The organism is Paraburkholderia sp. XV (assembly GCF_020177535.1).
Classification (GTDB): domain Bacteria; phylum Pseudomonadota; class Gammaproteobacteria; order Burkholderiales; family Burkholderiaceae; genus Paraburkholderia; species Paraburkholderia caribensis.
Genome location: NZ_JAGUUD010000001.1, coordinates 158,815 through 184,154, shown reverse-complemented (window position 1 = coordinate 184,154; position 25,340 = coordinate 158,815). Strand labels below are relative to the sequence as shown.

Below are 25,340 nucleotides of genomic sequence, written 5' to 3'. Positions count from 1 at the left end.
TAGTACGTCGGAGAGTCAGCAATGACGAAGCGCTCGATTGCAATCAAACTCAGCTTTATCCCCCCACTATCACTGGCCGCCACTGTACTCGCACTCACGATTTTCTCCGGTGCGCACGTTCGCCAGCTAACAATAGACCATTTCAACGCTAGCAGCGAAACGCAGATTCGTTGCGCCGATGAGAATCTCAGAGCGACGTTCGATACCGTACGTGACAACGTGACTTTCCTTTCGGGGTCTCATAACCTGGAGTCGATCGACTCATCTAAAAAAATTATCTGACACACACCGGACCCATGACGCCCGATACGAACGGCGACATCGAGAGGCAAATTTTCGCCGACCTGAAGCGGTACGGAGAGACTCATCCGGATTCGCAGTACGTGGCAGTTGGGACAACCTGGGCGGCTACGTACAATGGCCGAAAACGACACTAACCGGCGATCACTACGACCCACGCGAGCGCCCTTGGTATAGCCTCGCGCTGCAAAGTGGAAGCGGTGTCCAACGCACACAGGCCTACGAGACGGTAAAAGCCGACAGAATCATCAGCTTTGTTCGCAAAATCAATGATCCCGCCGGAAGGACTGTTGGTGTTCTAGCCATGGGAGTTTCACTCAATGGCTTTGCCAAAATGGTCAACGAGGTGCGTTTCGGAAAATCCGGCTATATGATGGTGATCGAAGGAACGGGAACGGTGCTCGTCGATCCACACAATTCGGCGAACGCGTTTAAACAGTTGTCGAGCCTCGGGAACGGTTACCGCAAGCTCGCAGACGTTGCGGATGGCACCTTTGAGCTAGAAATGAGCGATGTGCGATACAACGCAATCGTCTACACAAGTCAGATTCAGGGATGGAAATACATTGCTCTAATCCCGCATTCGGAAATTGTTGCGTCCGCGGATCGCCTCTGCGCTGAGTTGGCTATCGCTGGCATTCTAGTCGCAGCTATCGCGCTGACATTCATCGTTGTGGGAGCTAGAACCCTCACCGCTCCGATTCGTGATATCTCCGCACGCATGAAAGAAATTTCCTCTGGAGATGGCGACCTCACGCAGCGCTTACCAGTAACGACAAAGGATGAAATCGGAGGTCTGGCGCAGAACTTCAACGAATTCCTCGGAAAACTGAAGGTGACGCTCCTTAGCGTACGAGAGAGTAGCAATTCCCTTCACCAGGCAACCGGCGAAATATCGGCCGGCAATGCAGACCTTTCTTCCCGAACCGAGCAGCAAGCCGCAGCGCTTGAAGAAACTGCCGCCAGCATGGAGGAGCTTACCGCAGCAGTCAAGAGCAACGCGACTAGTGCACTTGAAGCTAGCGCGGTCGCTCAGGAAGCATCCAACACCGCCCAGCGCAGTAGTGGTGTGTGGATAATGTCGTCGATACGATGTCGGCGCTTGAGAAACAGGCGCCGAAGATTGCGGATATCACCGACATTATCGAAGGCATCGCGTTTCAAACCAACATTCTCGCCCTGAACGCGGCGGTCGAATCAGCGCGAGCCGGTGCTCACGGCCGCGGGTTCGCAGTTGTGGCAAACGAAGTTCGAAGCCTTGCGCAACGTTGTTCCAGTTCCGCGAAAGAGATTGCAGAGCTTGTCAACACATCCGTCCGTAGTATCCACTCAAGCTCCGAGCTCGCCCAAAATGCTAGCAAAGCCATGAACGAGGTTATGCTTTCGTCAAACCGGGTTGCGACCATTGTGAAAGAAATTGCCGGCGCTTCCCATGAACAGAGTCATGGAATTGCGCAGGTCAATCTCGCGATCACGCAGATGGACGATGTGACGCAACAAAACGCCGCGCTGGTCGAACAAGCAGCCGCGGCATCGCGCTCATTGGACGATCAGAGCCATCAATTGAGCAATGCGATATCGGCCTTTCGCCTTGAATGAATTTCGTGTTCTCGACGCTTCAAATGCCTGGCACCGGTCTTCGTGCAATCAACGTCGCCGTGGACGCGTGCCGACCTTTGTGCGTTGTCACTGTGCCTTGGTTGCGACAGCTAGTTAAGAGATACGCGGAATTCCTCATTTAACTCAACCTTTCAGCCCGATCTGGCATCCAAACCATCTATCGTTCCAGCCGTTTGAAGACTCTTTGCAGTGTCTGGATTTTTGAGCAAAACGTCGGAATTCAATCTTTCGACAGAGTCGAACGATCTGTACGAAGTTATTGACTGTCGCCGCTACCTCTCACGACTATCGCACTCTTTTCTGCAGGAGCGAGAGACCTGACATGACTTGCAAGCATGACGAGGAGTGATAGGCGGCGCTTATGTCGAATATCGAAGTGGTGATCCGTCCCGGATTGCCAGCGCGCCCCTCGTGTATCCCTCAATCAACCATTCGTATAAGACACCCATGTTGATGGATGCCGCCAAGCTCCCTTACGTCTGATAGGCGTGTCCTCTATTGTTCGTTACTGTTCTCGTCAGGGTTCCTTCTCAATCGCGCGCTTCGTGCTGAGGAAAAACAGACTGCGGTTATTCCAATCTACAAGCAACTCGTTGCAATTGCATCGACAGCTTGTATCAGTCAAGTCGCCGGTTCCCCTGATCAACGAAACGAGGATTAACATGACGAATCTGTCCCGACGCAAGGCACTGATCAATGCAGCTACGGCTGCTGTCGCTGCTGGTGTCGCTATGACTGCGAAAGCTGCCACATTCGGCAATCCCGACCTCCCGCCCGAAGGCGCGGTCAACGCAAATAACCCGCTTGGCCTGACTGATCCCGGTCCGCATAGCAACGCGCTGGCAGGCCAGTTTCCGTCGTTTCAGAATCCACCTGCGACCGATGTCAACGGTATGCCGCTGTTCTGGTCGTCGTTCAACAATGCACACAAGCGCATTCAGAACGGCGGCTGGGCACGCGAAGTAACGCAGGCGGACTTCGCAATCTCGAAGGACATCTCCGGTGTCAACATGCGGCTTGGGCCGGGCGGCATTCGTGAAATGCACTGGCACCAGCAGGCCGAATGGGCGATCGTGCTTGACGGCACATGCCGCATCACGACGCTTGACGAACTGGGCCGTCCATCCGTGCAGGACGTGAGAGCCGGCGACCTCTGGTACTTCCCGCCGGGCCTGCCTCACTCGCTGCAAGGCATGGGTCCGACCGGCACCGAATTCCTGATCGCATTCGATGCCGGCATGGCGTCGGAATTCAACACGCTGCTTCTCACCGACTGGATCGCGCATACGCCGCCGGATGTCCTCGCGCAAAACTTCGGCGTGCCAGTCGAAGCGTTCAAGAACATTCCGCTCGAGAACCTGTGGATTTTTCAGGGCAAGGAGCCGGGCCCGCTGGCAGCGGATCAACGCGCGGCCGCATCGAAGAAGGGACCGCCTGCGCTGCCCGTGACGTTTTCGCTGGCAGGCTCGCAGCCCGTTCGCAAGACGCGCGGCGGTCAGGTGCAGATCGCGGACAGCCGCAACTTCAAGATCTCCGAAGCCATTGCGGCCGCACTCGTGACCGTCCATCCGGGCGGCCTGCGTGAACTGCACTGGCATCCGAACGCGGACGAATGGCAGTACTACATCAAGGGCAAGGGACGCGTCACCGTGTTCGACACGGGGCCGAAGGCCGCAACCGCCGACTTCAACGCGGGAGATATCGGCTATGTCAAGAAGGGCCTCGGCCATTACGTGCAAAACGTAGGCGACACCGATCTGATCTTCCTGGAAGTTTTCAAGGCGGATCACTTCGCCGAAGTTTCGCTGTCCGACTGGCTCACGCATACGCCGCCGGAAATGGTCATGCAGACGCTGAACATCAGCGCTGAAACGCTCGCGCAGTTCCCGCGTGACCGGCCGGACGTTTTGCCGGAATGAGTCGTCGACATGCCGGTGCGCACGCTCGCAGCCGGCGTTGTTGTTTCTGTTGATCGATAGATGCCAAAACGTAACCGGGAGTCACTCGACATGCATCCCTTGCCGACCTCTAGCAACAGCGTCGCAACCGTGAATCTCACCGCGACGCAGAAAACAGGCCTTTCCGTGCGTGCCGCGCTTGAAGGAAAAAGCAAAGGGCTCGCCGCTTTTCTGCCGTTCGTCGGACCGGCGCTGATCGCGTCAGTGGGTTACATGGACCCAGGCAACTTTGCCACCAACATCGAGGCAGGCTCGCATTACGGTTATGGTCTGTTGTGGGTCGTACTGCTGTCGAGCCTCATTGCGATGCTGTTTCAGGCGCTCTCTGCACGGATCGGCATCGTCACGGGCAAGAACCTTGCTGAACTGTGTCGCGAGCACTTCCCGCAGCGTGTCACCATCGCAATGTGGCTCGCTTCGGAGGTCGCGGCCATCGCGACCGATCTCGCGGAATTTCTCGGCGGCGCACTCGCGTTGTCCTTGCTGTTTCATCTGCCGATGCTGGTGTCGATGGGCATCGTCGCCGCGTTGACGTGCGCGATCCTCTCGCTCGAAAAGCGCGGCTTCCGTCCGCTCGAAATGATCATCGCGATGCTCGTCGCGGTGATCGGCGGCACCTATCTGTGCGAGCTGATGATCGCACCGCCCTCGTGGCCCGCCGTCATTGCGCATACCTTCGTGCCGCATCTGAAGGACAGCGGCGCGCTGACGCTCGCGGTCGGCATCGTCGGCGCGACGATCATGCCGCATACGCTCTATCTGCATTCCGGCCTGACGCAAAACCGCGTGGTGGCCAATAACAGCGGCGAACGCCGTCAACTGATCGGCTTCTCCAACCGCGAAGTGATGCTTGCGCTCGGCGCCGCCGCGCTCGTCAACATGGCGATGGTGATCATGTCCGCGACCGTCTTTCATCATGTCGCGCCCGGCATCAGCGATATCGGCGCCGCTTATCAGACGCTGATTCCCGTGCTTGGCGGCGGCGCGGCGGCGATCTTCCTGGTTGGATTGCTCGCGTCGGGGATATCGAGTTCGGTGGTCGGCACGATGGCGGGACAGGTCATCATGCAGGGCTTCGTGCGCACGCGCATTCCCGTTGCCGTGCGACGAATCGTGACAATCGTGCCGTCGTTCGCCGTGGTTGCACTGGGCTGCAACGTGACGCACGCAATGATCGTGAGCCAGGTCCTGTTGAGCATGGCTTTGCCAATCCCGATGATCGCGCTACTGCTTCTGTCCGGCAAACGCCAAGTGATGGGAGAATTCGCCGTGAAGCGTGGCACGATCATAGTTGCTTCAATGGCGGCAATCGTCATCGTCGTGCTCAACATGGTGCTGATTTGGCAAGCGATCATGTGAGCATTGCGGGCAGTCGCAACCGCGTCGACGTCACACACCTTCGCCACACCCTCCGTTTCGAGTTATTTTCTTCTAGCTAACGAGTTAGCGGGCACGCCCGAGAAGCATGCCGATCGCAGGCCGCTGTGCAACGAGAAGACTCATTGGTAAGTCGGGCCAGATGGTCAGACTTTCCAAACGTCGGAGGGCTTACGAATGCGATGACTGGTGTATTCGCCAGAGTGAATATGGTGCCGACTGGAAGCGGGAAAATATACGACGCGAGCAGTGCAAAACCTGCCACCCCACCCGTTACTAGACCAGCCGTTTTCAGCAGCACCAATCCGACTACGACAAACGCCTTGCCGACGATCATCGCGTAAATGTCGTCGAATACGGAGTGACGGAACTCGACTTTCTCGGGCGGGTGCGGAGAAGTTGGATTGTACCGATTGAGATTTCACAACGCTGATCATTCGCGTATCAATGTCGGTTCGAGCCCTCCTAGATCGAACGCGCCGCGTGTTTTGACCAAGCACCGTTGTCTCTTGCCGGTGCGCCTCGCACAAACTTCGACGTTCTGATAGTCTTACTGTGTCACATAATTAGTCGCGTGCTCTATTGCCGCACAGGAAGAGAGCCATCGTTGCATGAGTTTTAGTCCAAGCAGGATGCGCAACGTAGTAATGGAATCAGGAACGTGGCGTTGAGCGCGCTGGACTGCCCCGGGGGATGTAATCCGTGGGAAGGGCAGGCAGCGCGCGTTCAGGGAAGTTTTTTTTATCGCGTCCATCTGATTGCATTCGGAGTCGTTGGACCATCAGAAACCCATACGCAGCGATACTCAGTGTGGCGTGGTGGTGAAAGCCACGCCAGCCTCGCCCTTCATAATGACCGAGCCCGAACTCCTGTTTCAGCTCCTGATAGTCGCGCTCGATGCGCCAGCGCATCTTGGTCACGAACACAAGCTGCTCAAGTGTCGCCTCGCCGGGAGCGGTAGTGAGAAAGTATTTGAGCGGCTCCGTATCGCCATCAGGCCATTCAATGAGTAGCCATTCTTCGTCGCGAACGGTACTTCGCCAATAGTCGCGATGTGCGGGACGAACACGTACGGCGGCAAAGCGTGAGCAAAGTGCGGCGTTGCTGCCTTCCCGCCAGGTTACGGTTTGCCAGGCGTTCACGGGTAATTGCATGGCCAGTTCCTTCACCGCGATCGGTTCGTGGCCGGGCGCACGGCGCAACAATTTCGGTGGCTGACCGCGCCCGCTCCAGGGCTTGGGCGGAAGTGGCGCCGTGCCGGGCGCCCACACTGAGGTACCAGGCCGGATCCCTACCGCGTACAACAAACCCAGTTCAGTTACACCATCGCGGAAAGCGGTTTCGTCGCCATACCCAGCGTCGGCCAGCACGATGCCCGGCGCAACACCGGATGCTATAGCCTCGCGAAGCTGGGCCAGCGCAATCTGTGGCTTGGTCTCGAAAGCCAGATCTTCGGGAATGCCCGCGCCACGGGCACGTTCCCGGTCGTCAATCCATTCCTTGGGGACATACAGCTGCCAGGCAATTGGCAGGCTGCCGCGTTGCGTCGCGATCGACAGGCTCACGGCGATCTGGCAGTTATCCTGTTTGCCCAGTTGCCCACAGTATTGCCGCGCTACGCCGACCGAATGCTTGCCCTTCTTCGGAAAGCCCGTGTCGTCGATAATCCAGTAATAGCCAGCCTCTTCAGTGTGCAGGCTTAACGCGGGCATCACCCATTCGCGTACCCGCTGCAGGACCGCCCGGTCAGACCATTCTGCCTTGGCCACAAAATGGTGGAGTGACTGGTGTTTCGCACTCGCGTGCAGTGGGTCGATGTGCGCGGCCATCGGCTCGACGCTCTTGCGTGACAACGGCATTACCAAGCCCGAACAGTAACCCTTGAGGCCGGCATGGCGATCGGCGTGCCCTAACGCCTGCGCCAGATGAGTCAGATACGCGTCAAATTCGTCGACATCTTTTCTCATCGCGATCGCCCGAAGTCAGTATTATTCAATACAACCAGGTATCGCCTCGCTGCAAATGGATTTTGTGACACAGTCAGAATAGACCAATGGAGAGAGAGTTCGAGAATGTTGGTTATGCGACGTTGTAGATCGAGCCGAATGGATCAGCAATTTCGCCAGCCACGCTGAATACCGGTGAGCGCAGCGCGAATGCGTTTCGTTATAGCTCCATCGCCACCATTGCCTATCCTGAAGTCCCCCTCAGCATGACTGACCTCTCCGATGGACGTCACAACCGCTGCCGTTCCACACGCAAAGGCCTCCTTAGAGCGTGTTAGGCACTTACGGCCAAACCTGGTAACCTGGCGCGATGAGCAAACGCCGCCCCTACCCGACGGATGTGTCGGATGAAGAATGGCACTTCGCCGCGCCGTACTTGACCTTGATGAACAAAGACGCACCGCAGCGTCGATACGAACTGCGCGAGATGTTCAACGCGCTGCGCTGGATCGTGCGCGCAGGTGCGCCATGGCGTCTGTTGCCCAATGACCTTCCGCCGTGGGAAATGGTCTACCAGCAAACGGAACGCTGGATTCAGGCGGGTTGTTTCGAGGCCATGGTCAGCGACCTGCGTTCGATCATACGAGTCGCGCAGGGTCGCCGGGGACAGCCCAGCGCGGTGATTCTTGATGGCCGCACGCTGCAGTCGACATGTGAGAGCGGACCTCGAGCCGGTTACGACGGTTATAAACGCAAACGGGGCAGCAAAGTCCATATGGCTGTCGATACACTGGGGCAGTTGCTTGCTGTGCATGTGACGCCAGCCAATGAACAGGAACGTGCACAGGTCGGCGAGCTTGCGCGTCAGGTTCAGCAGGCCACAGGCCAGACGGTTAAGGTCGCGTTTGCCGATCAGGGATATAGCGCCTCGTACTTGCCGCGTATCGGTTTCACGGTCTGCTTTGGACCAAATTTGTCGAGCTGGTACGTAATTCCCACCTAGACTGTCACTGTTAGGTGAAGCATTCCAGCGAAAACGGCTCGCTCAGAACTTCAATACTTTCCACGATTTGCCCAAGCTTGAAACCAGTGACAAGATTCCCTCTTATTTAAGGGGGCGCGGTTGCCCTTGCTCTGCCGCGCAGCTGCATCCGCAGGCGTAGGCCGTAATGATTCTGTCACTACCCTTCCCTAGCAACCACGGGCCAAAGCGCGATCGTGTTGTCACTTTTATTTCACTTCGAATCGCAATGAAAGTGTCAACTCACGTAAGTCCGTATTAATTTTGTCAACTGGCCTCCTACACTTCGAATCCCGTCCGCAACCTATTGATCTTATGGAAGATTCGCTGCGCATCGCAGAGCCGGTCGCGCTCGCCCGTCCACGCGGCGCGCATCGGTTCGAAGCGTTCAGTCCAAAGCTCGGGCGCCGGGTGACGTTTTACCGACGCCCGCTGTTGGAGCAATGGCTGTTGCTCGAGGCAAGCCCGAGAGTGATCACGTTTCGCGAGCGTCCGGGCTATGTCCTGATCGACGGGTCCCGGCAGCTTGCCGATTTTTGGGTCCGCTACGTTGATATTGAAGAATTAGTTATCCTAGACGATTCGGCGTCGGAGTGTAGCGTAATCAGATCACGTCGTGACATCGACGACGCCGCGTTGCCGATCCGGATAGTCGCGCCCGCCGAGTTTGCCGCCGCGCGTACCTGGACCGACAACTGGAAGCACATGCTCCCCTACCTTGTCGCCAACGAAGGGCTTGTTCCGTCAACCTTGCCCCGCGCGATCGTCGGGTTCCTGGGAGAACCGCAACGATTGCTCGCTGTTGAACGCGAATTCTCCGCAGTCGATCTGGTCCTGGTCCGAACTGCCCTGTTTGACCTGCTCCATCGCGGACGCGTCAGCGCGCCCGAGCTTCACGCGGAACCGCTATCGCTGCTCACGTCATTCGCGGCTTCGGAGGGGACATCATGAGCCGCCGCAAACTGGAGTTGCAGTCAATCGACGTGAGCGCCTGGCCTACTGTCGCCTTTACCGAACTGGACGATGTGGCGCGGGCCACATTCGAGACACGTCAACAGGCCGTGTTGCGCTACACGGCGGGAGAGTCGGTCAAGGCAATCGAGCGATCAACGGGCATCAATCGCCGGCAACTGTACCGATGGCTCGAGCGAGCCCAGACACCACACCCTGATGGACGTCCCTTCGGCTTCCGGGCGCTCATTCGCTATTTGCGCATCGCGGACTATGAGCGGGTGCGCGATGTACAAGTGAGAGGCGAGCACGGCAGCCGGGGCACCGCTGGTGCATTGACGCAGCTGTTCGAGCGATACCCTGAGTTGACAGGATGGCTTCTGCTTCAGGTCAAACAGCGCAGGGTGCTGCTCGAGCAGCGGCATACGGATGGCCAACTGCGCACGCGCCTGCGCGGTTTGCAATCGATGCACGATGAATTCCTGCGCCGATGTCGATCATTGGGATTGACGGCGGCGGACTACCCCTTCAACACCGGCGACCATGCGGTTCGCTCGCTGTCCCGACGGTTGAAGGCGGAGCTGCTGCGCACGTTTGGCACAGCGGCACGCTCAGCCGGCGCCTCGCACCTTAAGGGCCTGCCCCGGCTTGACGGCGCGGACGCACCTGCGGCGGTCCGGCCGTACCAGGTCGTCGAATTTGATGGTCATCGGCTCGATATCAGGCTCAAGGTTGTCGTGCGAGATCCGCTCGGTTTCGCGCACGAATTCGAGATGGAACGGGTATGGCTCCTAGTAATCATCGATGTGTGCACGCGTGCTGTGCTCGGCTATCACATAGCGTTTCGCGAATACAGCCGCTATGACGTCGTCAAGACAATCGAGAATGCACTCGAGCCCCATCGTGCGCGAATGTTCACCATCGCAGGGCTTGGGTATGGACCACAGGACGGCTTTCCGTCGGATCACTTGCCCGAACTCGCGTACGTCACGTGGGAGTGGATCAAGCTCGACAACGCAAAGGCCAATCTCGCAAGGGAAACACTGAATTCGTTGTGCGAGTTTGTTGGTTGTGTCGCTGACGCCGGACCGAAGTACAGCCCCGATGAGCGGCCCTATATTGAGAGGTTTTTTGGGACGATCGCGAGCCGCCTCTCATCGCGTTTGCCTGGCTATACGGGTGCCCATCCTCGCGATCTGCGTCGGGCACTCGCAGATCCGAAGGGCGACCTGAGGCTCTACGTCTCACTCGACGAACTCTCGGAACTCGTTGAGTACAGCATTTCCCGCTACAACGGCACCCCGCACGCCGGCCTTAACAACGCAACGCCACTCGAAGCGATGGAATATTTCGTGCGCGGCAAACAGACGCTTGTGAGATGGCTGGCCCAGGCGCGTCGCCAGACACTTTGCCTGATGCAATCGGCACGGCGATGCCGGGTGCGCGCCTATCTCTCTCAAGGCGTGCGTCCGCATATCAACCTGCATGGTGTGCGGTACACGAGCCGGTTGCTCGCGGCAGGCACGCATCTGATCGGCGAGTATCTGCTGGTCTACATGAACGCTGACGACTTGCGCTCAGTGCGCGCCTTCGTGACGAGTGGCGAGGAACTGGGTGTCCTCGAGGCGCAAGGGGCGTGGGGCGTAGTGCCGCACAATCTGAAACTGCGCCAGGAGATTCTCAAGCAATCTGGCAAGCGCCGACGCCATATTGCTGCGAACGATGCCAATCCAATCGAGGCATACGTCCAGCAAAAGCTCACGCAGGCGAGGAAGACGCGGAAAGCAGCGACGGAGCTCGCCCATGTGACGCGGATACTGACGTCAGCTCCGACAGTGCGCACGCCTGTCGGACCGAAACATCCGGTCGAGACAGAGACTGCGACAATGATCGCAGCGCCAACCCCGGGCACACAGCCGGTGACGGACATCGATCTCTTGCCACGGTTATCGGTGCGCCCACGCAAGCTCTCCATCGGTACCGGCCAGGTCTTCTGATTTCGTCGCTCACGCCAGGAGGTGCATCATGTCGCTCGAAGTGCCGCGTCCGATTGATCCTTCACTGCATCCGCTCGTCACGGGCAATTACCGCCTGGCGACGCCCGCGATCGAAGCGTTCTACGAACTTGTCACCCGCTGCCTGCGCTATCGGATCCCTGGCGCGCTTATCTATGGACCGCCGCGCATTGGCAAAACCCGCGCGATCGAATACGTGCGGCTCCTGCTTGCGCGTCAGCACCCGAAGATGTCCAGCTACCATGCACAGTGCGAGCACAAGCCGAAACACGCGGAAGGCCCCTTCTTCACCAATCTGCTGGAGGCCGTCGGTGATCATGCTCCGCACGCGGGTACGAGCTCGGCAAAGCGCAGTCGCCTCTCGCTGCGTATCCGCGAGGCCGCGGCCCGCTCCGGGAGCGGCACCGTACTCCTGTTCTGCGATGAGAGCCAACGTTACAACGAGAATGAGTATGAATGGCTGCGGGATGTGCATGACGCGCTCGATCGCCAGCAGATCAAGCTCTTCACGTTCCTCGTCGGCCAGCAGGAACTGCTCGCGCAGAAGACAGCCTTGCAGGTCGCAGGCAAAACGCAGATTGTTGCGCGTCTGATGGTCGAGGACCTCGCGTTCTACGGCATCAGGAACGCCGAGGATGTCGCCACGTGCCTGAATGGCTACGATCAGACCGCGTATCCGGAGGGTTCTCATTGGGGCTTCACGCGGTTCTACATCCCACAGGCGTTTGACGCCGGCTATCGCCTGGTCGCCGACTCGGGCACGCTTTGGCAAGCGTTCGAGGCTGCACATCATAAGGCGAGCCTGCCGGGTAACCTCGAAATACCGATGGATTCGTTTACCCGGGCTGTCGAGATTGTGCTCAAGGAAAGTGAACTCAATGACGCTCCGGGCCACTGCCCTGATGCTGCCTTGTGGACTCACGCGGTTCAGCACTGCGGCTATGTTCAGTCCCGCCATGCGACGGGCCGCGTGCTGGCAACGGTGTGATTCCGTGGCACTCATACGGCCGCGCTTCCCGATTCTGGCGTTTGATGAGTGGGAGCTCTCGCTTTCGCGAGGAAGCGCGTTCAACCCGAAGTGGCTGATGCCCGGCGAATCGCTTGTCTCTATCCTGTGGAAGTTCGCGTGCGCCAACGTACTGCCCGGAGACGCGCTCGTGCATCTGATCAGCCCGTGTGTTGATCCATCTGAGGGCGTAGCACCTGTGCGCGACAACATCGAACTCGCGCGTCTGTGCCGCGTACTCCGTTTGTCCGAAGGCGTGTTGCGGACGTCCTTGCTTGATGCAGCCCTTGCCGTTCCGACTCACCCGACTTTCCGACATTGCAGACTGTGCGCTGCGCATGGCTACCACAGCGTGCTATATCAACTTGAGGAGGAAGAGCGCTGCCCCGTACATCATCAACCACTCGACACACGCTGTCTGCATTGCGGTGACGAGACGCCGTTCATCGTCAGCGCCAGCGTAATCGAGGCTCCGTTTCGATGCTTATGGTGCCGTTCCCATTTCAGTTATGGTCGACTTTCGCTCCGCTCGACCATTCCCGCGATGCGCGGGCAGGACCGCATGGCGCTCAGTCGCCACTGGCTGCTGCGCTCGGGCAACGACATGAACGATGGCTCCTGAGGTGCGTGGTCGCGAGTTGTCGGCGCCGGCATCTCGAAAGCAGTTGGAGACACTTTTATTTCGTTTTCCGTAACCGCCTGAATCTGCTGAAGTTTTTCGCGCCGCTGCATCAATCGAACGCGAAGTGACAGAATTATTAGCGCAACGGAGTCACTTTTAATACTGTCTACGCCTGACACAGCCTTGTGGACTCACGCTGTTCGTCACTGCGGCTACGTTCAATCACGACATGCGACCGGTCGTGTCCTTGCCACAGTGTGAGACGGCGGCGCTCAGGGCGCCCCGTTTCCCAATACTTGCATTTGGCGGGCGCGATCTTTCGCTCGGGAGCGTCTTCAACCGCGACTGGCTGATACCGGGAGAGTCACTCCTGTCGATACTCTGGAAGTTCCGCTGCGCCAATGCGCTTCCAGCCGATCTTCTCGTCCAGAAGATACTGCCGGATATCAATCCGTCCGTGGGAGCTGCGCCCGTGCGCAAGCTTTTCAAACCTAGACGTTTGCGTCAGCTGCTGCGCCTGCCAAAGAGTGTCCTGGATATGTCGCTGCTCGACGCGTCTGCATCCGATCACTATCATCCGGCATTCCGCTTCTGTCGGCAGTGCGCAGCGCACGGCTACCACAGTGTGCTCTACCAGCTAACCGATGAACGACGCTGCCCTGTACATCGGGAAGATCTCGAAACGCTCTGCCGCGATTGCGGAGGCAAGACGCCGTTCATCGTCAACATCCGCACGATCGACGCGCCATTCCGATGCGTCGCTTGCCACTCGCACTTCAGCTACGGCCGCCTTCCGCTGGTCTCCACAATTCCTTTGATGAGCAGGCGGGAGCGGGCTGAAATCCGTCGCTGGTTCTACTACGGGTAAGCGGCAGCATGAGCGAAGCTTTCGCTCACAAGTCCGCCATCGTCGTTCTTGATGACGACCACCGCGACACCGGCCGGTGACGAATTCATTTCGCTTCAGTTAACCTATTGATAAAGCTAGATTTCTCTTGCCTTCGGCCGCGGATTTAGGCGAGCTGACAGAATTAATGCCGAGTTTGTGTCAAATTTATTCCGGTCTACGCGTGTTGTAGCGCCCGGTCCGCACGCGGTCTTCGACAAACTCGGCGAAGTGGTTGCCCAGCGGACGACAGCAACCGGGGCGCAACAACCTCGCTTCCCCTCCCCACGGTGGAAGGCCCTTACAAATAACGTATCAATCACTACATTTTCGCGAATGATAGCGTGATCCAGCCATGCGAGGTGCACTGATGAGGCGTCCATAAGCCACCCCCTTAATTTCCGTGAAACATCCGACAAACAACTCGAATTAGATTCGCTAAATCAACGATTTGAAACCGCTAGCTTTCGACACCGGATGTTTCACGGACTGCGGGAGCGAGCCACGGACGGTTTGACATTACCACCCGGTAATGTTGAGAACAGACTGGGTGTAGGGCCTTTGATATAACGGCTCCACATTGTTGAATCGATTCTGATATGACTCAGCGATGAATCACCAAATCGTGAAGCTCCCGCTGTGCGAGGACACGTTGGACGTCGAAAACGACCTCGATGAAGAAGTCGTCGGTCGCTGGCTTGGGTCCGCGGACCGCTCATCGGGCCAAACCCAGCAGATCGTCACCGCTCTCTTCGACTGGCTAGGCGACGTCGGCTTCCTGCAACTCATTCCGGCTGTTGGCTTGATCCAGCCGGTCGACGCGGTTCCGAAAAGCAGTCCCGCTTTCTATCGCCCGAGCATACGACTTTGATCCGTGCGGCCATTGCGGCCCGTCCCGACGCGACCTGTGAAGTTCGTACGTCTGCGGCGCGAGATACGTTTGCGGTCGACGTGTTCGTACTGACCGGGCTTGCGTACCACGGGCGGTACGCTGCCCGATGGCTAATGTGCGCATCGAGCCCCTGCCCGCGCAACTGAAATGTGAGTTCCCGGATTTGTGAGAGGCGCGGTGGGTACCGCGCGACGAGTTCGCGCTTTCGCTGCCGGCCGTGCGGTCTTCCGCATGGAGCGCGGCGGCGGCAGGGTTTCCGATGGGGTCAGTGGAAAGGCCTGCGCGATCGTACGACCGTACGGAAGCTAGTGCGCTTGTGCGAAGATGTAATCGCGTTCGCCCGCATGCAGCAGCGGCATAACGAGGCGACTGAACGTTTCTTCAACGCATTGGCTGGGACATTCGTACGCAAATGCGCTGGCGCGCGGCGCTGGGTAAAGGACAGGACACGCGCTGCGCTCGACAAATGGGCCATGGCGACCTCCGCACTTTCGAGCAGTACGTCGACGATGAGCCGCTGCGCCGCGCGGACCTCACGGGGCTTGCATGGGCGCGCACGGCCTGACGGCACTGCTCAGCTTCCACCATGCACCCTCCTGCCCCGCGCGCGAGAGTATCAGACAACTGACACTTAAGTGACAGTTGGAGGGGGGCCCGGGCCGCCGATCCGGTGCGAACTATCAGTTTTCTGTCACTAAAGTGTCAGTTCGCGCGACGAGCGACTCATCCCCACAGACCATGACTTTTCCGGCTACTCAAAGTCGCGGTACTGCTTTTCGAGCCTTGCTTGGCGGGCCATTGACCGAATGCAACTGCGCGCTTACACGTCGTCCCACAAACCATGACTTTTCGCGCCAACATTCAGCAAATCACTCGCCTCTCCTCTCGGGGCCTTCGTACTGGGGTTGAGTTAGACCCCGGCTAAAGACTTTATGGCGCGAGGCGTTGCATCGGACTCGTCGACTCAACTTCAGAATATAAGCTCCTAGCTCGGTTCCCCCTGCCCGCGATTATCGGACAGTTGAAAGAGAATGGCAGCGCCTCGACCGTCCGAGTTCAACTTGCTCCTTTCAATGCGCACTTCGCCATGAGGTTCTCAGCCCTCTCGGCTCATGCTTCGGCAGTCACTTTACTCGTGCGAGTAAGCCTTCTGCAGTATCTCAAAGTGCCCTCTCTAGGAACTCATTCGGTGTTGCTTGGTTTCCTGAGTCTATACGGCAACGGTCGCTCAACGAAAGACCCCCTCACTATTTTGGCTGCCGATGCGGTTGCGTGTCATTCGGAGCGAATATTCACTGCACTCACTATGGAGTAGGGGCCGCCCCTTGACGAGACACCCGACGCCGCTGTCGTAATCGGGCCCGCGTCAGCACCCATCGCTGTGCAACGGCCTGACAACGACGTGGACCTTATTGCGGCCCAGTTCGCGCAGCCGCTTGTGAAGTCGAACCGCCGTTGGCGTGTGGCCAGACGTACCTGACAGCAACAGCGTAGTGATCGCGCCTTGCAGCCCGTAACCGCATTCGCGACTGCGCAGTCGTATGGACGATGTGAACCCTTGAAACGCGCAAGAGCACGACGCCTGAGACGTTTCTCGAACCTCAATCCGTCTTTTCGATCAGGACCTTTGCAGCAAGATCGATCGAGGCCGGCGGGCATGCCCGTGATCAAGTCCGGCCCCCTCCTCGCCGCGCACAATCGCCTTTTAAAGGGGACATGACCGTATAACAACCGTCGAGCAAGCCGGCAGCGACTAACTCGCACATCTTTCTGTCGCGGGTGACCGCAATGGTTGCGGAAAGGCATTCCCGCAGTGAAATTACGAGTGACTTGTCAGGAGGAAGCGGGCCAGGAATGAAAACGGCCCCGTCAGTTTGTTGACGGGGCCGCTTTTCCTTCAGAGACGCTTGCCGGTGCGCACATTATCGCCTCTACTCTGGCGACCATTTTTGTAACTATATGATTTTTATAGATTTCCAAATTGGATGAATCGTCGAAGCTTTCCGCATTCGAGCTAAGTGATTGAAATTATTCGAAATCCAAATTGGATGCTGATTTTTCTTCCGCGTCCAGCTCCTTCCGAATGAATTGCGCTATCCGTTCACCCCACTCCGCAGCCTTGGCATCCCCATCTTTCCCAGCGAAACGCAGCCCGATGACACCACTGCGGATCGACACATCACAGAACTTCCTCTTTCCGATAGTGATCGTTGTGGCAACCGACTGAGGCCCCTTCGGGCGCGCAGGTGTCGCCAAACTCAAAGCTCGCTCTTGCGTCATCTCTTCGGAATCGACAAGCGTCTTAATCGCCTCTGTAACTTTAAGTTCGTGTCCCTGCTGTGCCAAAGCCGCGAACTTCGCAGCGGCAGTCCCCCCTAGCCTGTGCGGCTTCGATGCAATCAACTCCTTCGCGGCCGCAGGAAGATTGTCGAAAGAAAGTATCCGGGCAACGTGACTTTGTGCGAGACCGGAAGCGCGAATGATGTCAGCCTGAGTGAGCCCCAAATTTTGCTGGATTCGTTGAAATTGCCGATATTTCTCGAAATCAGGAAGCGACGGTGCGAGCAGATTCGAGAACGCTGCTCCAAGCTCGACCTCGGCGTCAGTGCCCACAAAGGGAACACCGCGAATTTTCGTCCGTCCCAGATCATCACGGTAGATCGCGACCCGGTTACTCCCGGAAATTATCTCGTTGCGCCCGTCCCCCAGCGGCCGATAAACGATCGGGTGAACGAGGGGATTTGCTTCGAGATTCGCACGCAGTTCCGCATACTCTTGCTGCGACAAAACGCGTCGACGACCTGGGACTTCGATTAGTGTCGAAATCTCAACTTCTTCCGAATCTTTTGTCCCGGCGGCCTCCAATTCTTCGATACGCTTGATGGCAGCCTGAAGCTCCTTTTCCTTTTCCGCCAGCAATGGAAGGGACGCCATCAATTGGCCAGGAGCCGTCTTCGGTCGGCCCGGAGTGTCGTCATTACTCTTTTGAGGGCGCGGCGACGTTCCAATCGTTGCAGCCTTTGCGGCAAGACGGTCTTTGATACTCATTCTGCCTCCTGATTTGCGTGCCATAGCGCAACAAGTTGCTGGTCAACGATCTCCGCAAATCGATCGTATGCCTCGCGTGCGCGCTGATAAGTTTTAAGGCTTCCTTGGTACCGAGATATGTCGTACACCGTGCCAAATTCCGCTGCGGCTGTTTGGGTAACCGCCGTCGTAGGAATTTCGATTGGAAGTACGAGACCCTCATAGGTCTTGTTAATCCAGTCTCGAACGATTGGCGTGGCCGCTTGACTCTGGTCCACTTTCGCTAAGAGCACGTGAATGAAATCGAAGCTCTTGACGAGTTCAGGAGCAACTTGTTGCATGCTTTCGGAAAGGTCCGAAAACAAGTTCCAAAATTGCGTCGACGATGCATAATCCAAGGCACTTGGTGGTGTAGGGACAATCAGTCCGTCGGCCGCCATGAAGGCATTAATCGTCAAATAGGAAAGGGCAGGAGGCGTATCGATGATGACGACGTCGTAGTCGCTTAATAGCGGCTCAAGCCCCTTGTTCAGAACATTCCAGAATTGGAATGACTGATCCTTAGACTGTTTGAATGGAAGGAAAAACTCTGCACCAAACAGTGCGGCACTCGCCGGCACAAGGTCTACCCCGTCCCAATACGTCGACTGCACCGCATACTGAAGATCCTCTTCATCACCGTATATCAACGGCAGTACCGTGTCCTCATCAGATACCTCGCTGTCGGCAAGAATTCCATGTAGCGCCGACAGTGACGCCTGTGGGTCAAGGTCAACTAAAAGAACTTTGCGGCCGAATAACGACAGGCCCTGCGCCAACGTCATAGCGGTTGTGGTCTTGCTAACCCCGCCTTTGAAGTTACCGATCGCAATTTTCTTACCCTTTATCCCCGCTGGACGCTTCGAATACGGACCGATGCGATCGATCCAAACTCGCGCCTCGGAAAGGGTAAATTCTCTGCTGCGACTGTGTCGGAGCGTACCTTGAGGTAGATCGGATTCGGTTCGTGACAAATAATGCATCCGTTGTCTGTCGATTCGACACAGATCACCCACCTGAGCTGTCGTAAAAGTGGGAGGATTCTTGCGAGGGTGGGGCGCCAGCATGCTTTCTCGAACGTCGACGAGCATGCCGCTGGCATTCTCTGCGATAGCCTTGATAGCGCTGAGCGGCATTGGCTTAGGCGCGTGCTTCAGTTTTATGGACATCTGCGGCTTTTCAGCCCGCCGAACTGCTGTGTTCATCAATGGCTCCCTTAGCGATGTAACGTCGCCTGTCACATGTGTGATTCAACACTTAGAGCTGAAAACCGCAGTGGATGTTGAATTTTGCGGAAGCTTATTGGTTAACCGTTTGAAGTGCAAGATATTTGTGCTTGTGTCACTTTCGGAGAGCCTTATTGGCCGGGCCCCTCCCTCATATTCATAGAAATCACCTTACGTCAGTTGAGAACCTCGAACAACCGCCCTCACGTCGGTTTCAACTAGGTCTTCTGCTTTCAAGGACAACAACACTGTTTGTTGTTTCTTTAAGAAACAAAGACTTTAAAAACGTTTACGTACGCGCGAGCCTCATCTGGTAAGGGCTTGCTGGCTATTAGGTCAGGCTTTATGGGGCGATAGGTCAGGCTTTGTGGGGTAAACCGCCAATCTTCGGTCATCCTCCATGGGACGACAGGTTAGGGTTTATGGGATTAGGTCAGGGTCTATGGGGGCATCACCCGTACGCCCGTAGATAATTGATTTATCTCGCTAATTTTCGCGCTCGAACGCCTGCGGTCATGGTTTATGGGGCAAAGGTGGGGTCCGTGGGGGAAGAGGGTAGTGCCTCCCCATAAACCATGACCCTCGAGCATTGCGCGATCATCCAAACGCACGCGAGCAATGTTGGTCAATTCGCCCTCCAAATAGGCCCCATCACCTCGCCACCCCCATAAACCTGACTTCTCAGGAGTAACGAAGGCACGTCTTCTAAGCGACCCACAAACCATGACCTTTCGAGACGGCGTACCCCAGAAAGCTCCCCATAAACCATGACCTTTCGGCCTCGTCGACGCGTTCCCCATAAAACACGACCTTTCGTTTCCCTCAAAAGGCACCGGACAAGTCAGGGTTTATGGGGAAAGGCAGTCAATGGCTTGAGTAAAGTCAGTATCGGTTAAGTTGCCAGCATGACTTTTAGCTTCTAGAATCCCGAAAGCTATCGGAGAGAGCATGCCCAACATCAAGCCGCTTGGACCGACACCTAGCGAACTGAAGAAACACGTCGCCACAGTTCACGTAAGCGGTGAGCTGTCCTTGCTCGAACGCAAGATTGTGAACGTCCTTCTGCTTAACGCGTTTGACGATCTCCTCACGAAGAAGCGTCACAGCTTGCCAGTGGGCATCCTTTGCACGATGCTGGGCTTCGACAGCAAGAACCACGAAGCGTTGAAGCGCGCATTGTTGAAGGTCATGTCGACACCAATCTCGTTTGATCTTCTACACGACGGTGGCAAAACCGACTGGGAGGCATCGCCGCTCATTGCGTACGCCGGCATCAAAAATGGTCTCTGCTCATATGAGTACAGCGACTGGCTCGCGGGGAAACTTGCGAATCCCGATATTTATACCCTGATCAACATCAACGTTCAGCGTCAATTTAGCGGCGGGTACGCGCTGGCACTTTACGAGAACTGTCTCCGATTCAAACGAACGGGATCAACAGGTTGGATATCAGTGGAGACTTGGCGTCGTCTGCTTGGCGCAGATGCGAGCATGTACGATGAGTTCAAACACTTCTCAGCTGAGGTGATCAAAAAAGCAGTGAAAGAGATCAATCAAGTCTCGAACATCATTGTCACACCGGAGTACAAGCGAGAGGCAAGGCGTGTGGTTCAGATTCGCTTTCTCGTCGAAGATAATCCTCAGAAGTCAATGTACGACAATGGGGAAGACGAAGAACAAAAAGCTATTCGGGAATCCGAAGCGTTCAGGCGCCTGACGCTCCTCGGTGTCGGAGACAGACTCGCGGTGAGCTGGATCCAACAGGAGCCGGATCGCGCGTTACAGACAGCGATTTACGTAGAAGGGAAAGCAAAGAACAAGCAGATTCGTGGGAGCGCTGGAGGCTATGCACGGACCGTATTCGAGAAGGGCACTCGAATAGACGCAGGAGGAGCCAATGCCAGCGTGCCAACGGTAGTTGCTGCAACGCCTCAATCTGCCGAAGCTTCGGCCGAAGAGCGCGCCAAGCAGACGACCGCGAAGATCAAATCCCTGTCCCTGGAGGAAAAACAAAAATTTGCAGCGGAATATATGGCCGAAGGCGGTAAGGGCAACACTTACCAGCCGGATACTGGGACATTCAAAAACGCGTTGGAGCGTACCGCTTACACCTCATGGCTGCGCTCAAAGATCGCTGCTTTGGAAGAGTGACGTCCCAAGAAGCCGTTGTGGAAGTTCACGCCGCAAACTCGAAAATTCGGGACGTAGACGCGAAGATAGTCTTCGTCCGGCTTTGATACGACGCGTACCTGATCTGAGAGAGTGGTCCGCGGATGGTCCCGCCGGCTTGCAATGCTACCAAGATCGAGCGTAAATGAGGATCATGCGAACCGCGTTATGCCGACGGTGCATAACGACAGGGCTGGCCACGGACACACGTACCCCTACCTCGAAAAGGTAGCCAAATTTGGGAGCCTTGTCGACTTCCTGCGCACAGACCGGGTTCCGGCGATCGGACCATTGCTGAGCGGCAATGGCCCCGGCGACTCGACACGTATGGGCGTTGGTGTCAGGTCGAACTGAGCGTTAGCAGGCTCATAACCAATGACACCTGGTCGGCATCCGCTGCGATGACGGCATTAACAATCTGTTCAATTTCGGCTGCCCGCGGCGCGATGCTCGCAAAATCGGCCGAATCGATACGAAGGTACTCCTTGCCCCTCACGACGCTAATCCGCACAGGCCTACGTAGGGCCGGTTTGCCGGTTGTGAGGACTGCGAGGGCATCTGTCACCGTGGTCCCATAAGGAACGCTCTTCGCTCTCTCGGAAATCACGTTTTCGCCAAGCTCTCTTATCAGTCGACGTATTGTTTCCTCTTCAGCGGCCGACAGGTGCTTGTCGACAAAAAGCCTGAGTACGCTTTCCGGTAGCCGAGAGATCGCCAACATTCGGGACACTTGCGCGGCCGACACGCTTAGTCCTGTGGCTAACTCCTTTTGGTTCCGCCATAGACCGCGCGCGATCATGATTGAATAAAACTTCGCCATAACGATGACAGGCGGCTTTGACACGAGCAGTTGCTTGTGTACAGCCACAGCCGTTTTCTGGTTCGGAATCTCGCGGGCGCTGAAATCGAAGTTCATCCTCTAGATCCATAACTAGTCGCGACAGTCGGCGAGTGATTGCCCAGTTTTCAAAGCCATACGCACGCTTCGGTCAACCAACAGTCACGCACATCCGCTTCAGAAGCGCATCGACGCAATCGCGAAGTTCAGCTGATGCTTGTCCGCTTGGCTTTGAGACTATGATGGGATGAGCCCCCAGTCCCGCGAGACCTTCCGAGAATTCGTCGCTGCGTCGGATCGAGCGCTCAAGCCACGCGTCACGGTGGGCCTGCGTGATCGTCGACAACTGCCCCATTACGTGCACAGGATTCGGATCGAAGAAGTTGCCGACGAGGATGAGATCTGGTGTCCGGTGAAACCGGTCTTTCGTTTCAGTCAACACTTCGGAGAGATACGACAGAGCCTTGGTAGAAGACTTCGCGATCGAGACGGGCGAGATCACGTAGTCGGATGCTAGCAGGGCACACGACGTACTCCTGTTCCTCGCGGCCGCGGCATCGAACAGAATGACGTCGTAGCCCGAGACGTTGACCGTCGGGTCTGTTGACATGCCATCTTTGATCAAACGTGCGAAGGCGAAGTGTGCGTTGGGATCTTCGCGAGTCTGCTCGGCGAGAATCGTTTCCAGCCGGTCTAAGGTCAGATCTGCGGGTATGAGGTGCGGGCCGCAATCGCCATACGGCTTCTTTACAGCCTCCAGCAGGGACACATGGCGGAACGGGTAATCGGGAAGCAGGTTTCCGAAATGATATTCAACGATTCTGGATTGGCTGATTTCCTGTCCCAGCGCTTCTTCGCGCGTTAGTTCGGGATCGTAGCCGAAGCTTCGTGTTAGGCCAGCCTGGAAGTCGAGGTCGACGACAAGCGTGCGAAGGCCTTTGAGCGCGAAGCCGGCCGCAAGGTTGCTTGCGAGGGTAGTTTTGCCAACACCGTCTCTCGGCGAATAAACGGAGGCAACAACCTGCTTTCTTTCCGTTGTCGCATTGGCACGACGGTTCGCCTTGTACATCGCCAACTCGAAAATGTTCTCTATTGAGAACAATCGGGTCTTCGTTCCTTCCTGTTGCCGCTCGACTTTGATGCCGGATTCGTCGACCAGTCTGCGGACCATGTCGATTGTTGTTCCGAGCAGCTGAGCGGCGGCTTGCACCTTGAATGGCTTCGTCGACAAGACGACCTCGATGGCATTTGTAATGGCCTAAATTGTCGCCTAGCCCGCAGCGGCCGCGCAAGGATTTTATATCTATACTAGATAAAATCGTGGAAACGATGAAAATTCATGCATCTACATATCAGGCTTGAGGTGTCAATAAAAAACGCTGACAGCTCGGTTTGACATTGATGCCCCGGCTAAATCGTAGAATATTGATTCATTTTTCTATATAAACTCGGGACAAGCGATCACGGGCGCTGGCTTTATTGCTGAACGTCTAATAGGCCCGTGAGCCGGATCACGGGCCTTTGCAAGCGATCCGCGAGGACGAGCGGCAGGCCGGGGGAACGTAGAATATTGATTCTAAAGTGGTTTCGCTTTCAAACCACGTGTGCCACGGTAGTACATGACCGTCGGAATCCATTGAATTGAATTTTCAATGGTTCCTTCCGAACTCTACTGGCAGAGCAACCATACTCACGCTGGGAAAGCTCGCGTTTTTTTCGCGTCATTCCAGGTTAAGACCGTGAGCCGGCTCGTCCAACGACGGCCCGTTTGCGGCATCCAGAAAGCGGACATAAATCGCATCTCTTTTGCATGACTGGCTTCCGGCCTGCGCTGATTCAATTGAGTCGGCACAAATGGACCGATCGTCATGCGTTTATTCCGCAGCAAGAAGCAAATAGCTCTCTCAACCGCGCCAGGCGGTTATTCGAATGAGGACCCGGAAGGGATCATCTTCGATATGGGTGCGCGCCTCCTAACCGAACTGAACCACTGGAAGATCTTCTCCTTCATCCTGGTGTTCGTCGCGGGTGGCGCTGTCTACACGCGCAATCCTCCGCCATCCGAGGTCAAGGCATACGGCGTGTCGTCGGATGCAAATGGCCATGCGGTCGTGAGACAACTGACCGCCTACAAACCAGACGATCAGGCTATCCGTACTGCGCTCAAAGAAACCGTAGAGAGCTGGTTCACGATCGAGCCTGTCCTGACGGACGACATCCAGACGTCGCGGATGGCGCGCAACGTCAACGCGGTGAAAGCCATGATGGTCGGTAACGCCCGCAACCAGTTCGCCGACTGGATCAAGGCCGATGCTCCTTTCCAGGCAATCACGCTCAATCCGAAGCTCGTGCGCGAGCCTCGCGTGACCAACGTCGCATTGCTCGAAGATTCGACCGCGGTCGTTGAGTTCACGACAAGCACGACGCAGTCCCCGACGGACAAGCCGGTGGTGCAGAAGTACGCACTTACGTTCCGCTATCAGATCGTTCCACCGAGTTCCGAAGACGCACTTGGACGAAATCCGTTCGGCCTCTTCTATCCGTTGTTCTCCATGCAAAAGACCCAATGATGATCGCCAACCGAACGTTTGCTTCGTGGCTGGCTGCTACGTTGTTCGCCGCTGTCATTTGCCCATCGGCTAGCGCCGCGAAAAAGGGCGAGACACCGTCGCGCGCGTCGTTCGATATCGCGAACGCGATGAGCGACCCGATGAGCCCGGTGAATCCGTACAACGTGGGCACCGATCCTGTCACGATGCCGGGCGATGCCCGCATGGCGGTGTTTCCCTACAGCCGCGATCAGATCTACCGGATCATGACTGCGCCGCTGAAGAACACGACGATCGAGCTGGCGCCCGGTGAGCGCCTGACCACCGATCCGGCGATGGGTGACTCCGTGCAGTGGATCGTCGATACAGACGGTGGTAACCATGTCTTCGTGAAGCCGATCAAGCCGGGCCTCGTCAATACGCTGCACCTCACGACAAATCTGCGCGAGTACGACATGACGCTCGTCTCGTCGCCGATGGGCGGACTTTTCTACCAGACGGTCCGATTCAACTATCCCGGCTCGCTGATGGCCAAGGTGCGCGCTCGTGAAGAGGCGGGTAATGACGCGGGTGAGGGAAGGAACGCGCCGAATGATTCCGGGCCGATCGGCGTGTCACCCGACAAACTCAACTTCAACTACACGGTTTCGGGTTCGGCTTCGTTCCGTCCGGAAACGGTGTTCGACGACGGAAAGTCGGTTTGGCTGCGTTTGCCGGCTGACGCACCGTTCGCGGTGCCGATCGTGAAGGATCACGGTGACGTGGTCAGCCCGAACTTCATCCGGCGTGGACAGTACATCGTCGTTCAGGAACTGGCGACAGAAATCGTGCTGCGCGCGCCGAATGAGGAAGTGACGATCAAGCGCCGTGGTTCCGGCCTGTTCGGATTCTGAGGGCG

General features: G+C 56.9%; 20 protein-coding genes and 2 pseudogenes. 15 read left to right on the top strand and 7 right to left on the bottom strand.

Going from position 1 to position 25,340, the window contains the following annotated elements; genetic code table 11:
• Nucleotides 1–21 precede the first annotated feature (21 nt).
• The 5 genes from KFO72_RS42195 (at nucleotide 22) to KFO72_RS00970 (ending at nucleotide 5,237) form a co-directional block, all read left to right on the top strand.
• Nucleotides 22–282 (top strand): hypothetical protein, encoded by a 261-nt coding sequence (locus tag KFO72_RS42195; RefSeq protein ID WP_318248379.1) that lies wholly within the window; start codon nucleotides 22–24, stop codon nucleotides 280–282.
• Nucleotides 242–1,483 (top strand): methyl-accepting chemotaxis protein, encoded by a 1,242-nt coding sequence (locus KFO72_RS00980; RefSeq protein WP_318248383.1) that lies wholly within the window; start codon nucleotides 242–244, stop codon nucleotides 1,481–1,483. Before KFO72_RS42195 ends, KFO72_RS00980 begins: the two co-directional genes overlap by 41 nt.
• Nucleotides 1,393–1,899, top strand: a complete 507-nt coding sequence (locus KFO72_RS42190) for a methyl-accepting chemotaxis protein (protein WP_318248378.1) — start codon at nucleotides 1,393–1,395, stop codon at nucleotides 1,897–1,899. Before KFO72_RS00980 ends, KFO72_RS42190 begins: the two co-directional genes overlap by 91 nt.
• Before the next feature lie 683 nt (nucleotides 1,900–2,582).
• The gene (locus tag KFO72_RS00975) at nucleotides 2,583–3,839 is read left to right on the top strand and encodes a cupin domain-containing protein (protein WP_225031169.1); all 1,257 of its coding nucleotides are present in this window, start codon (nucleotides 2,583–2,585) and stop codon (nucleotides 3,837–3,839) included.
• A 90-nt stretch (nucleotides 3,840–3,929) separates the two neighbouring features.
• On the top strand, nucleotides 3,930–5,237 hold the full coding sequence (locus KFO72_RS00970) for an Nramp family divalent metal transporter (protein WP_225031223.1): 1,308 nt from the start codon (nucleotides 3,930–3,932) through the stop codon (nucleotides 5,235–5,237).
• A 76-nt stretch (nucleotides 5,238–5,313) separates the two neighbouring features.
• On the opposite strand, the gene KFO72_RS00965 is transcribed toward KFO72_RS00970, so the two are convergent.
• The 3 genes and pseudogenes from KFO72_RS00965 to KFO72_RS00955 form a co-directional block, all read right to left on the bottom strand.
• Nucleotides 5,314–5,592 carry a YitT family protein gene (locus tag KFO72_RS00965; protein ID WP_225031168.1) on the bottom strand — a complete coding sequence of 93 codons (279 nt, stop codon included), beginning with the start codon at nucleotides 5,590–5,592 and terminating at the stop codon, nucleotides 5,314–5,316.
• Nucleotides 5,593–5,908: 316 nt separating this feature from the next.
• Entirely contained in the window at nucleotides 5,909–7,222 is a 1,314-nt protein-coding gene (locus KFO72_RS00960; protein WP_225031167.1) for an IS701 family transposase, read from the bottom strand.
• 112 nt (nucleotides 7,223–7,334) lie between these two features.
• Nucleotides 7,335–7,533, bottom strand: a pseudogene (locus tag KFO72_RS00955) (branched chain amino acid aminotransferase); the annotation flags it as partial.
• Between the two features lie 38 nt (nucleotides 7,534–7,571).
• Here KFO72_RS00955 and KFO72_RS00950 point away from each other — a divergent pair.
• The 7 genes and pseudogenes from KFO72_RS00950 to KFO72_RS00920 all read left to right on the top strand — a co-directional run.
• Nucleotides 7,572–8,126: pseudogene (locus KFO72_RS00950) on the top strand (IS5 family transposase); the annotation flags it as partial.
• Between the two features lie 411 nt (nucleotides 8,127–8,537).
• A complete protein-coding gene (locus KFO72_RS00945) occupies nucleotides 8,538–9,173 on the top strand; it encodes a hypothetical protein (RefSeq protein ID WP_225031166.1) in 636 nt (211 codons plus the stop codon).
• Nucleotides 9,170–11,170: a helix-turn-helix domain-containing protein gene (locus KFO72_RS00940; protein ID WP_225031165.1), complete on the top strand. Its 2,001-nt coding sequence runs from the start codon at nucleotides 9,170–9,172 to the stop codon at nucleotides 11,168–11,170. The genes KFO72_RS00945 and KFO72_RS00940 overlap by 4 nt, the downstream gene beginning before the upstream one ends.
• Before the next feature lie 28 nt (nucleotides 11,171–11,198).
• A complete protein-coding gene (locus tag KFO72_RS00935; protein WP_225031164.1) occupies nucleotides 11,199–12,176 on the top strand; it encodes an ATP-binding protein in 978 nt (325 codons plus the stop codon).
• A 4-nt stretch (nucleotides 12,177–12,180) separates the two neighbouring features.
• Nucleotides 12,181–12,816, top strand: coding sequence for a hypothetical protein (locus tag KFO72_RS00930; protein ID WP_225031163.1), 636 nt, complete (start codon nucleotides 12,181–12,183; stop codon nucleotides 12,814–12,816).
• A 241-nt stretch (nucleotides 12,817–13,057) separates the two neighbouring features.
• Complete coding sequence (locus KFO72_RS00925; RefSeq protein ID WP_225031162.1) at nucleotides 13,058–13,684, top strand: hypothetical protein; 627 nt, start codon at nucleotides 13,058–13,060, stop codon at nucleotides 13,682–13,684.
• A 628-nt stretch (nucleotides 13,685–14,312) separates the two neighbouring features.
• Entirely contained in the window at nucleotides 14,313–14,573 is a 261-nt protein-coding gene (locus tag KFO72_RS00920; protein WP_225031161.1) for a hypothetical protein, read from the top strand.
• Nucleotides 14,574–16,622: 2,049 nt separating this feature from the next.
• Here KFO72_RS00920 and KFO72_RS00915 read toward each other — a convergent pair.
• Both KFO72_RS00915 and KFO72_RS00910 read right to left on the bottom strand, forming a co-directional pair.
• Nucleotides 16,623–17,642: a ParB/RepB/Spo0J family partition protein gene (locus tag KFO72_RS00915; protein WP_225031160.1), complete on the bottom strand. Its 1,020-nt coding sequence runs from the start codon at nucleotides 17,640–17,642 to the stop codon at nucleotides 16,623–16,625.
• On the bottom strand, nucleotides 17,639–18,865 hold the full coding sequence (locus KFO72_RS00910) for a ParA family protein (RefSeq protein WP_082670619.1): 1,227 nt from the start codon (nucleotides 18,863–18,865) through the stop codon (nucleotides 17,639–17,641). The genes KFO72_RS00915 and KFO72_RS00910 overlap by 4 nt, the downstream gene beginning before the upstream one ends.
• Nucleotides 18,866–19,834: 969 nt before the next feature.
• Between KFO72_RS00910 and KFO72_RS00905 the strand changes: the two genes are divergently transcribed.
• Nucleotides 19,835–21,037, top strand: coding sequence for a replication initiation protein (locus tag KFO72_RS00905; RefSeq protein WP_225031159.1), 1,203 nt, complete (start codon nucleotides 19,835–19,837; stop codon nucleotides 21,035–21,037).
• 358 nt (nucleotides 21,038–21,395) lie between these two features.
• Here KFO72_RS00905 and KFO72_RS00900 read toward each other — a convergent pair whose 3' ends face one another.
• Both KFO72_RS00900 and KFO72_RS00895 read right to left on the bottom strand, forming a co-directional pair.
• Nucleotides 21,396–21,971: a hypothetical protein gene (locus KFO72_RS00900; protein ID WP_225031158.1), complete on the bottom strand. Its 576-nt coding sequence runs from the start codon at nucleotides 21,969–21,971 to the stop codon at nucleotides 21,396–21,398.
• A gap of 73 nt (nucleotides 21,972–22,044) precedes the next feature.
• Nucleotides 22,045–23,124 (bottom strand): ParA family protein, encoded by a 1,080-nt coding sequence (locus KFO72_RS00895; RefSeq protein WP_225031157.1) that lies wholly within the window; start codon nucleotides 23,122–23,124, stop codon nucleotides 22,045–22,047.
• Nucleotides 23,125–23,761: 637 nt separating this feature from the next.
• Between KFO72_RS00895 and KFO72_RS00890 the strand changes: the two genes are divergently transcribed.
• Together KFO72_RS00890 and KFO72_RS00885 are read left to right on the top strand one after the other, a co-directional pair.
• Nucleotides 23,762–24,463, top strand: a complete 702-nt coding sequence (locus tag KFO72_RS00890) for a type IV secretion system protein (RefSeq protein ID WP_225031156.1) — start codon at nucleotides 23,762–23,764, stop codon at nucleotides 24,461–24,463.
• On the top strand, nucleotides 24,460–25,335 hold the full coding sequence (locus KFO72_RS00885) for a TrbG/VirB9 family P-type conjugative transfer protein (protein ID WP_225031155.1): 876 nt from the start codon (nucleotides 24,460–24,462) through the stop codon (nucleotides 25,333–25,335). The genes KFO72_RS00890 and KFO72_RS00885 overlap by 4 nt, the downstream gene beginning before the upstream one ends.
• The last annotated feature ends 5 nt before the right edge of the window (nucleotides 25,336–25,340 follow it).

Bases quoted from the DNA above. Each gene is read 5' to 3' on its own strand.
- KFO72_RS00885 (WP_225031155.1), top strand. From the start codon at position 24,460: ATGATGATCGCCAACCGAACGTTTGCTTCGTGGCTGGCTGCTACGTTG.
- KFO72_RS00910 (WP_082670619.1), bottom strand. From the start codon at position 18,865: ATGAACACAGCAGTTCGGCGGGCTGAAAAGCCGCAGATGTCCATAAAA.
- KFO72_RS42195 (WP_318248379.1), top strand. From the start codon at position 22: ATGACGAAGCGCTCGATTGCAATCAAACTCAGCTTTATCCCCCCACTA.
- KFO72_RS00915 (WP_225031160.1), bottom strand. From the start codon at position 17,642: ATGAGTATCAAAGACCGTCTTGCCGCAAAGGCTGCAACGATTGGAACG.
- KFO72_RS00945 (WP_225031166.1), top strand. From the start codon at position 8,538: ATGGAAGATTCGCTGCGCATCGCAGAGCCGGTCGCGCTCGCCCGTCCA.
- KFO72_RS00905 (WP_225031159.1), top strand. From the start codon at position 19,835: ATGCCCAACATCAAGCCGCTTGGACCGACACCTAGCGAACTGAAGAAA.
- KFO72_RS00935 (WP_225031164.1), top strand. From the start codon at position 11,199: ATGTCGCTCGAAGTGCCGCGTCCGATTGATCCTTCACTGCATCCGCTC.
- KFO72_RS00940 (WP_225031165.1), top strand. From the start codon at position 9,170: ATGAGCCGCCGCAAACTGGAGTTGCAGTCAATCGACGTGAGCGCCTGG.
- KFO72_RS00920 (WP_225031161.1), top strand. From the start codon at position 14,313: ATGAATCACCAAATCGTGAAGCTCCCGCTGTGCGAGGACACGTTGGAC.
- KFO72_RS00900 (WP_225031158.1), bottom strand. From the start codon at position 21,971: ATGAACTTCGATTTCAGCGCCCGCGAGATTCCGAACCAGAAAACGGCT.
- KFO72_RS00970 (WP_225031223.1), top strand. From the start codon at position 3,930: ATGCATCCCTTGCCGACCTCTAGCAACAGCGTCGCAACCGTGAATCTC.
- KFO72_RS00890 (WP_225031156.1), top strand. From the start codon at position 23,762: ATGCGTTTATTCCGCAGCAAGAAGCAAATAGCTCTCTCAACCGCGCCA.
- KFO72_RS00975 (WP_225031169.1), top strand. From the start codon at position 2,583: ATGACGAATCTGTCCCGACGCAAGGCACTGATCAATGCAGCTACGGCT.
- KFO72_RS00960 (WP_225031167.1), bottom strand. From the start codon at position 7,222: ATGAGAAAAGATGTCGACGAATTTGACGCGTATCTGACTCATCTGGCG.
- KFO72_RS42190 (WP_318248378.1), top strand. From the start codon at position 1,393: ATGTCGGCGCTTGAGAAACAGGCGCCGAAGATTGCGGATATCACCGAC.
- KFO72_RS00965 (WP_225031168.1), bottom strand. From the start codon at position 5,592: ATGATCGTCGGCAAGGCGTTTGTCGTAGTCGGATTGGTGCTGCTGAAA.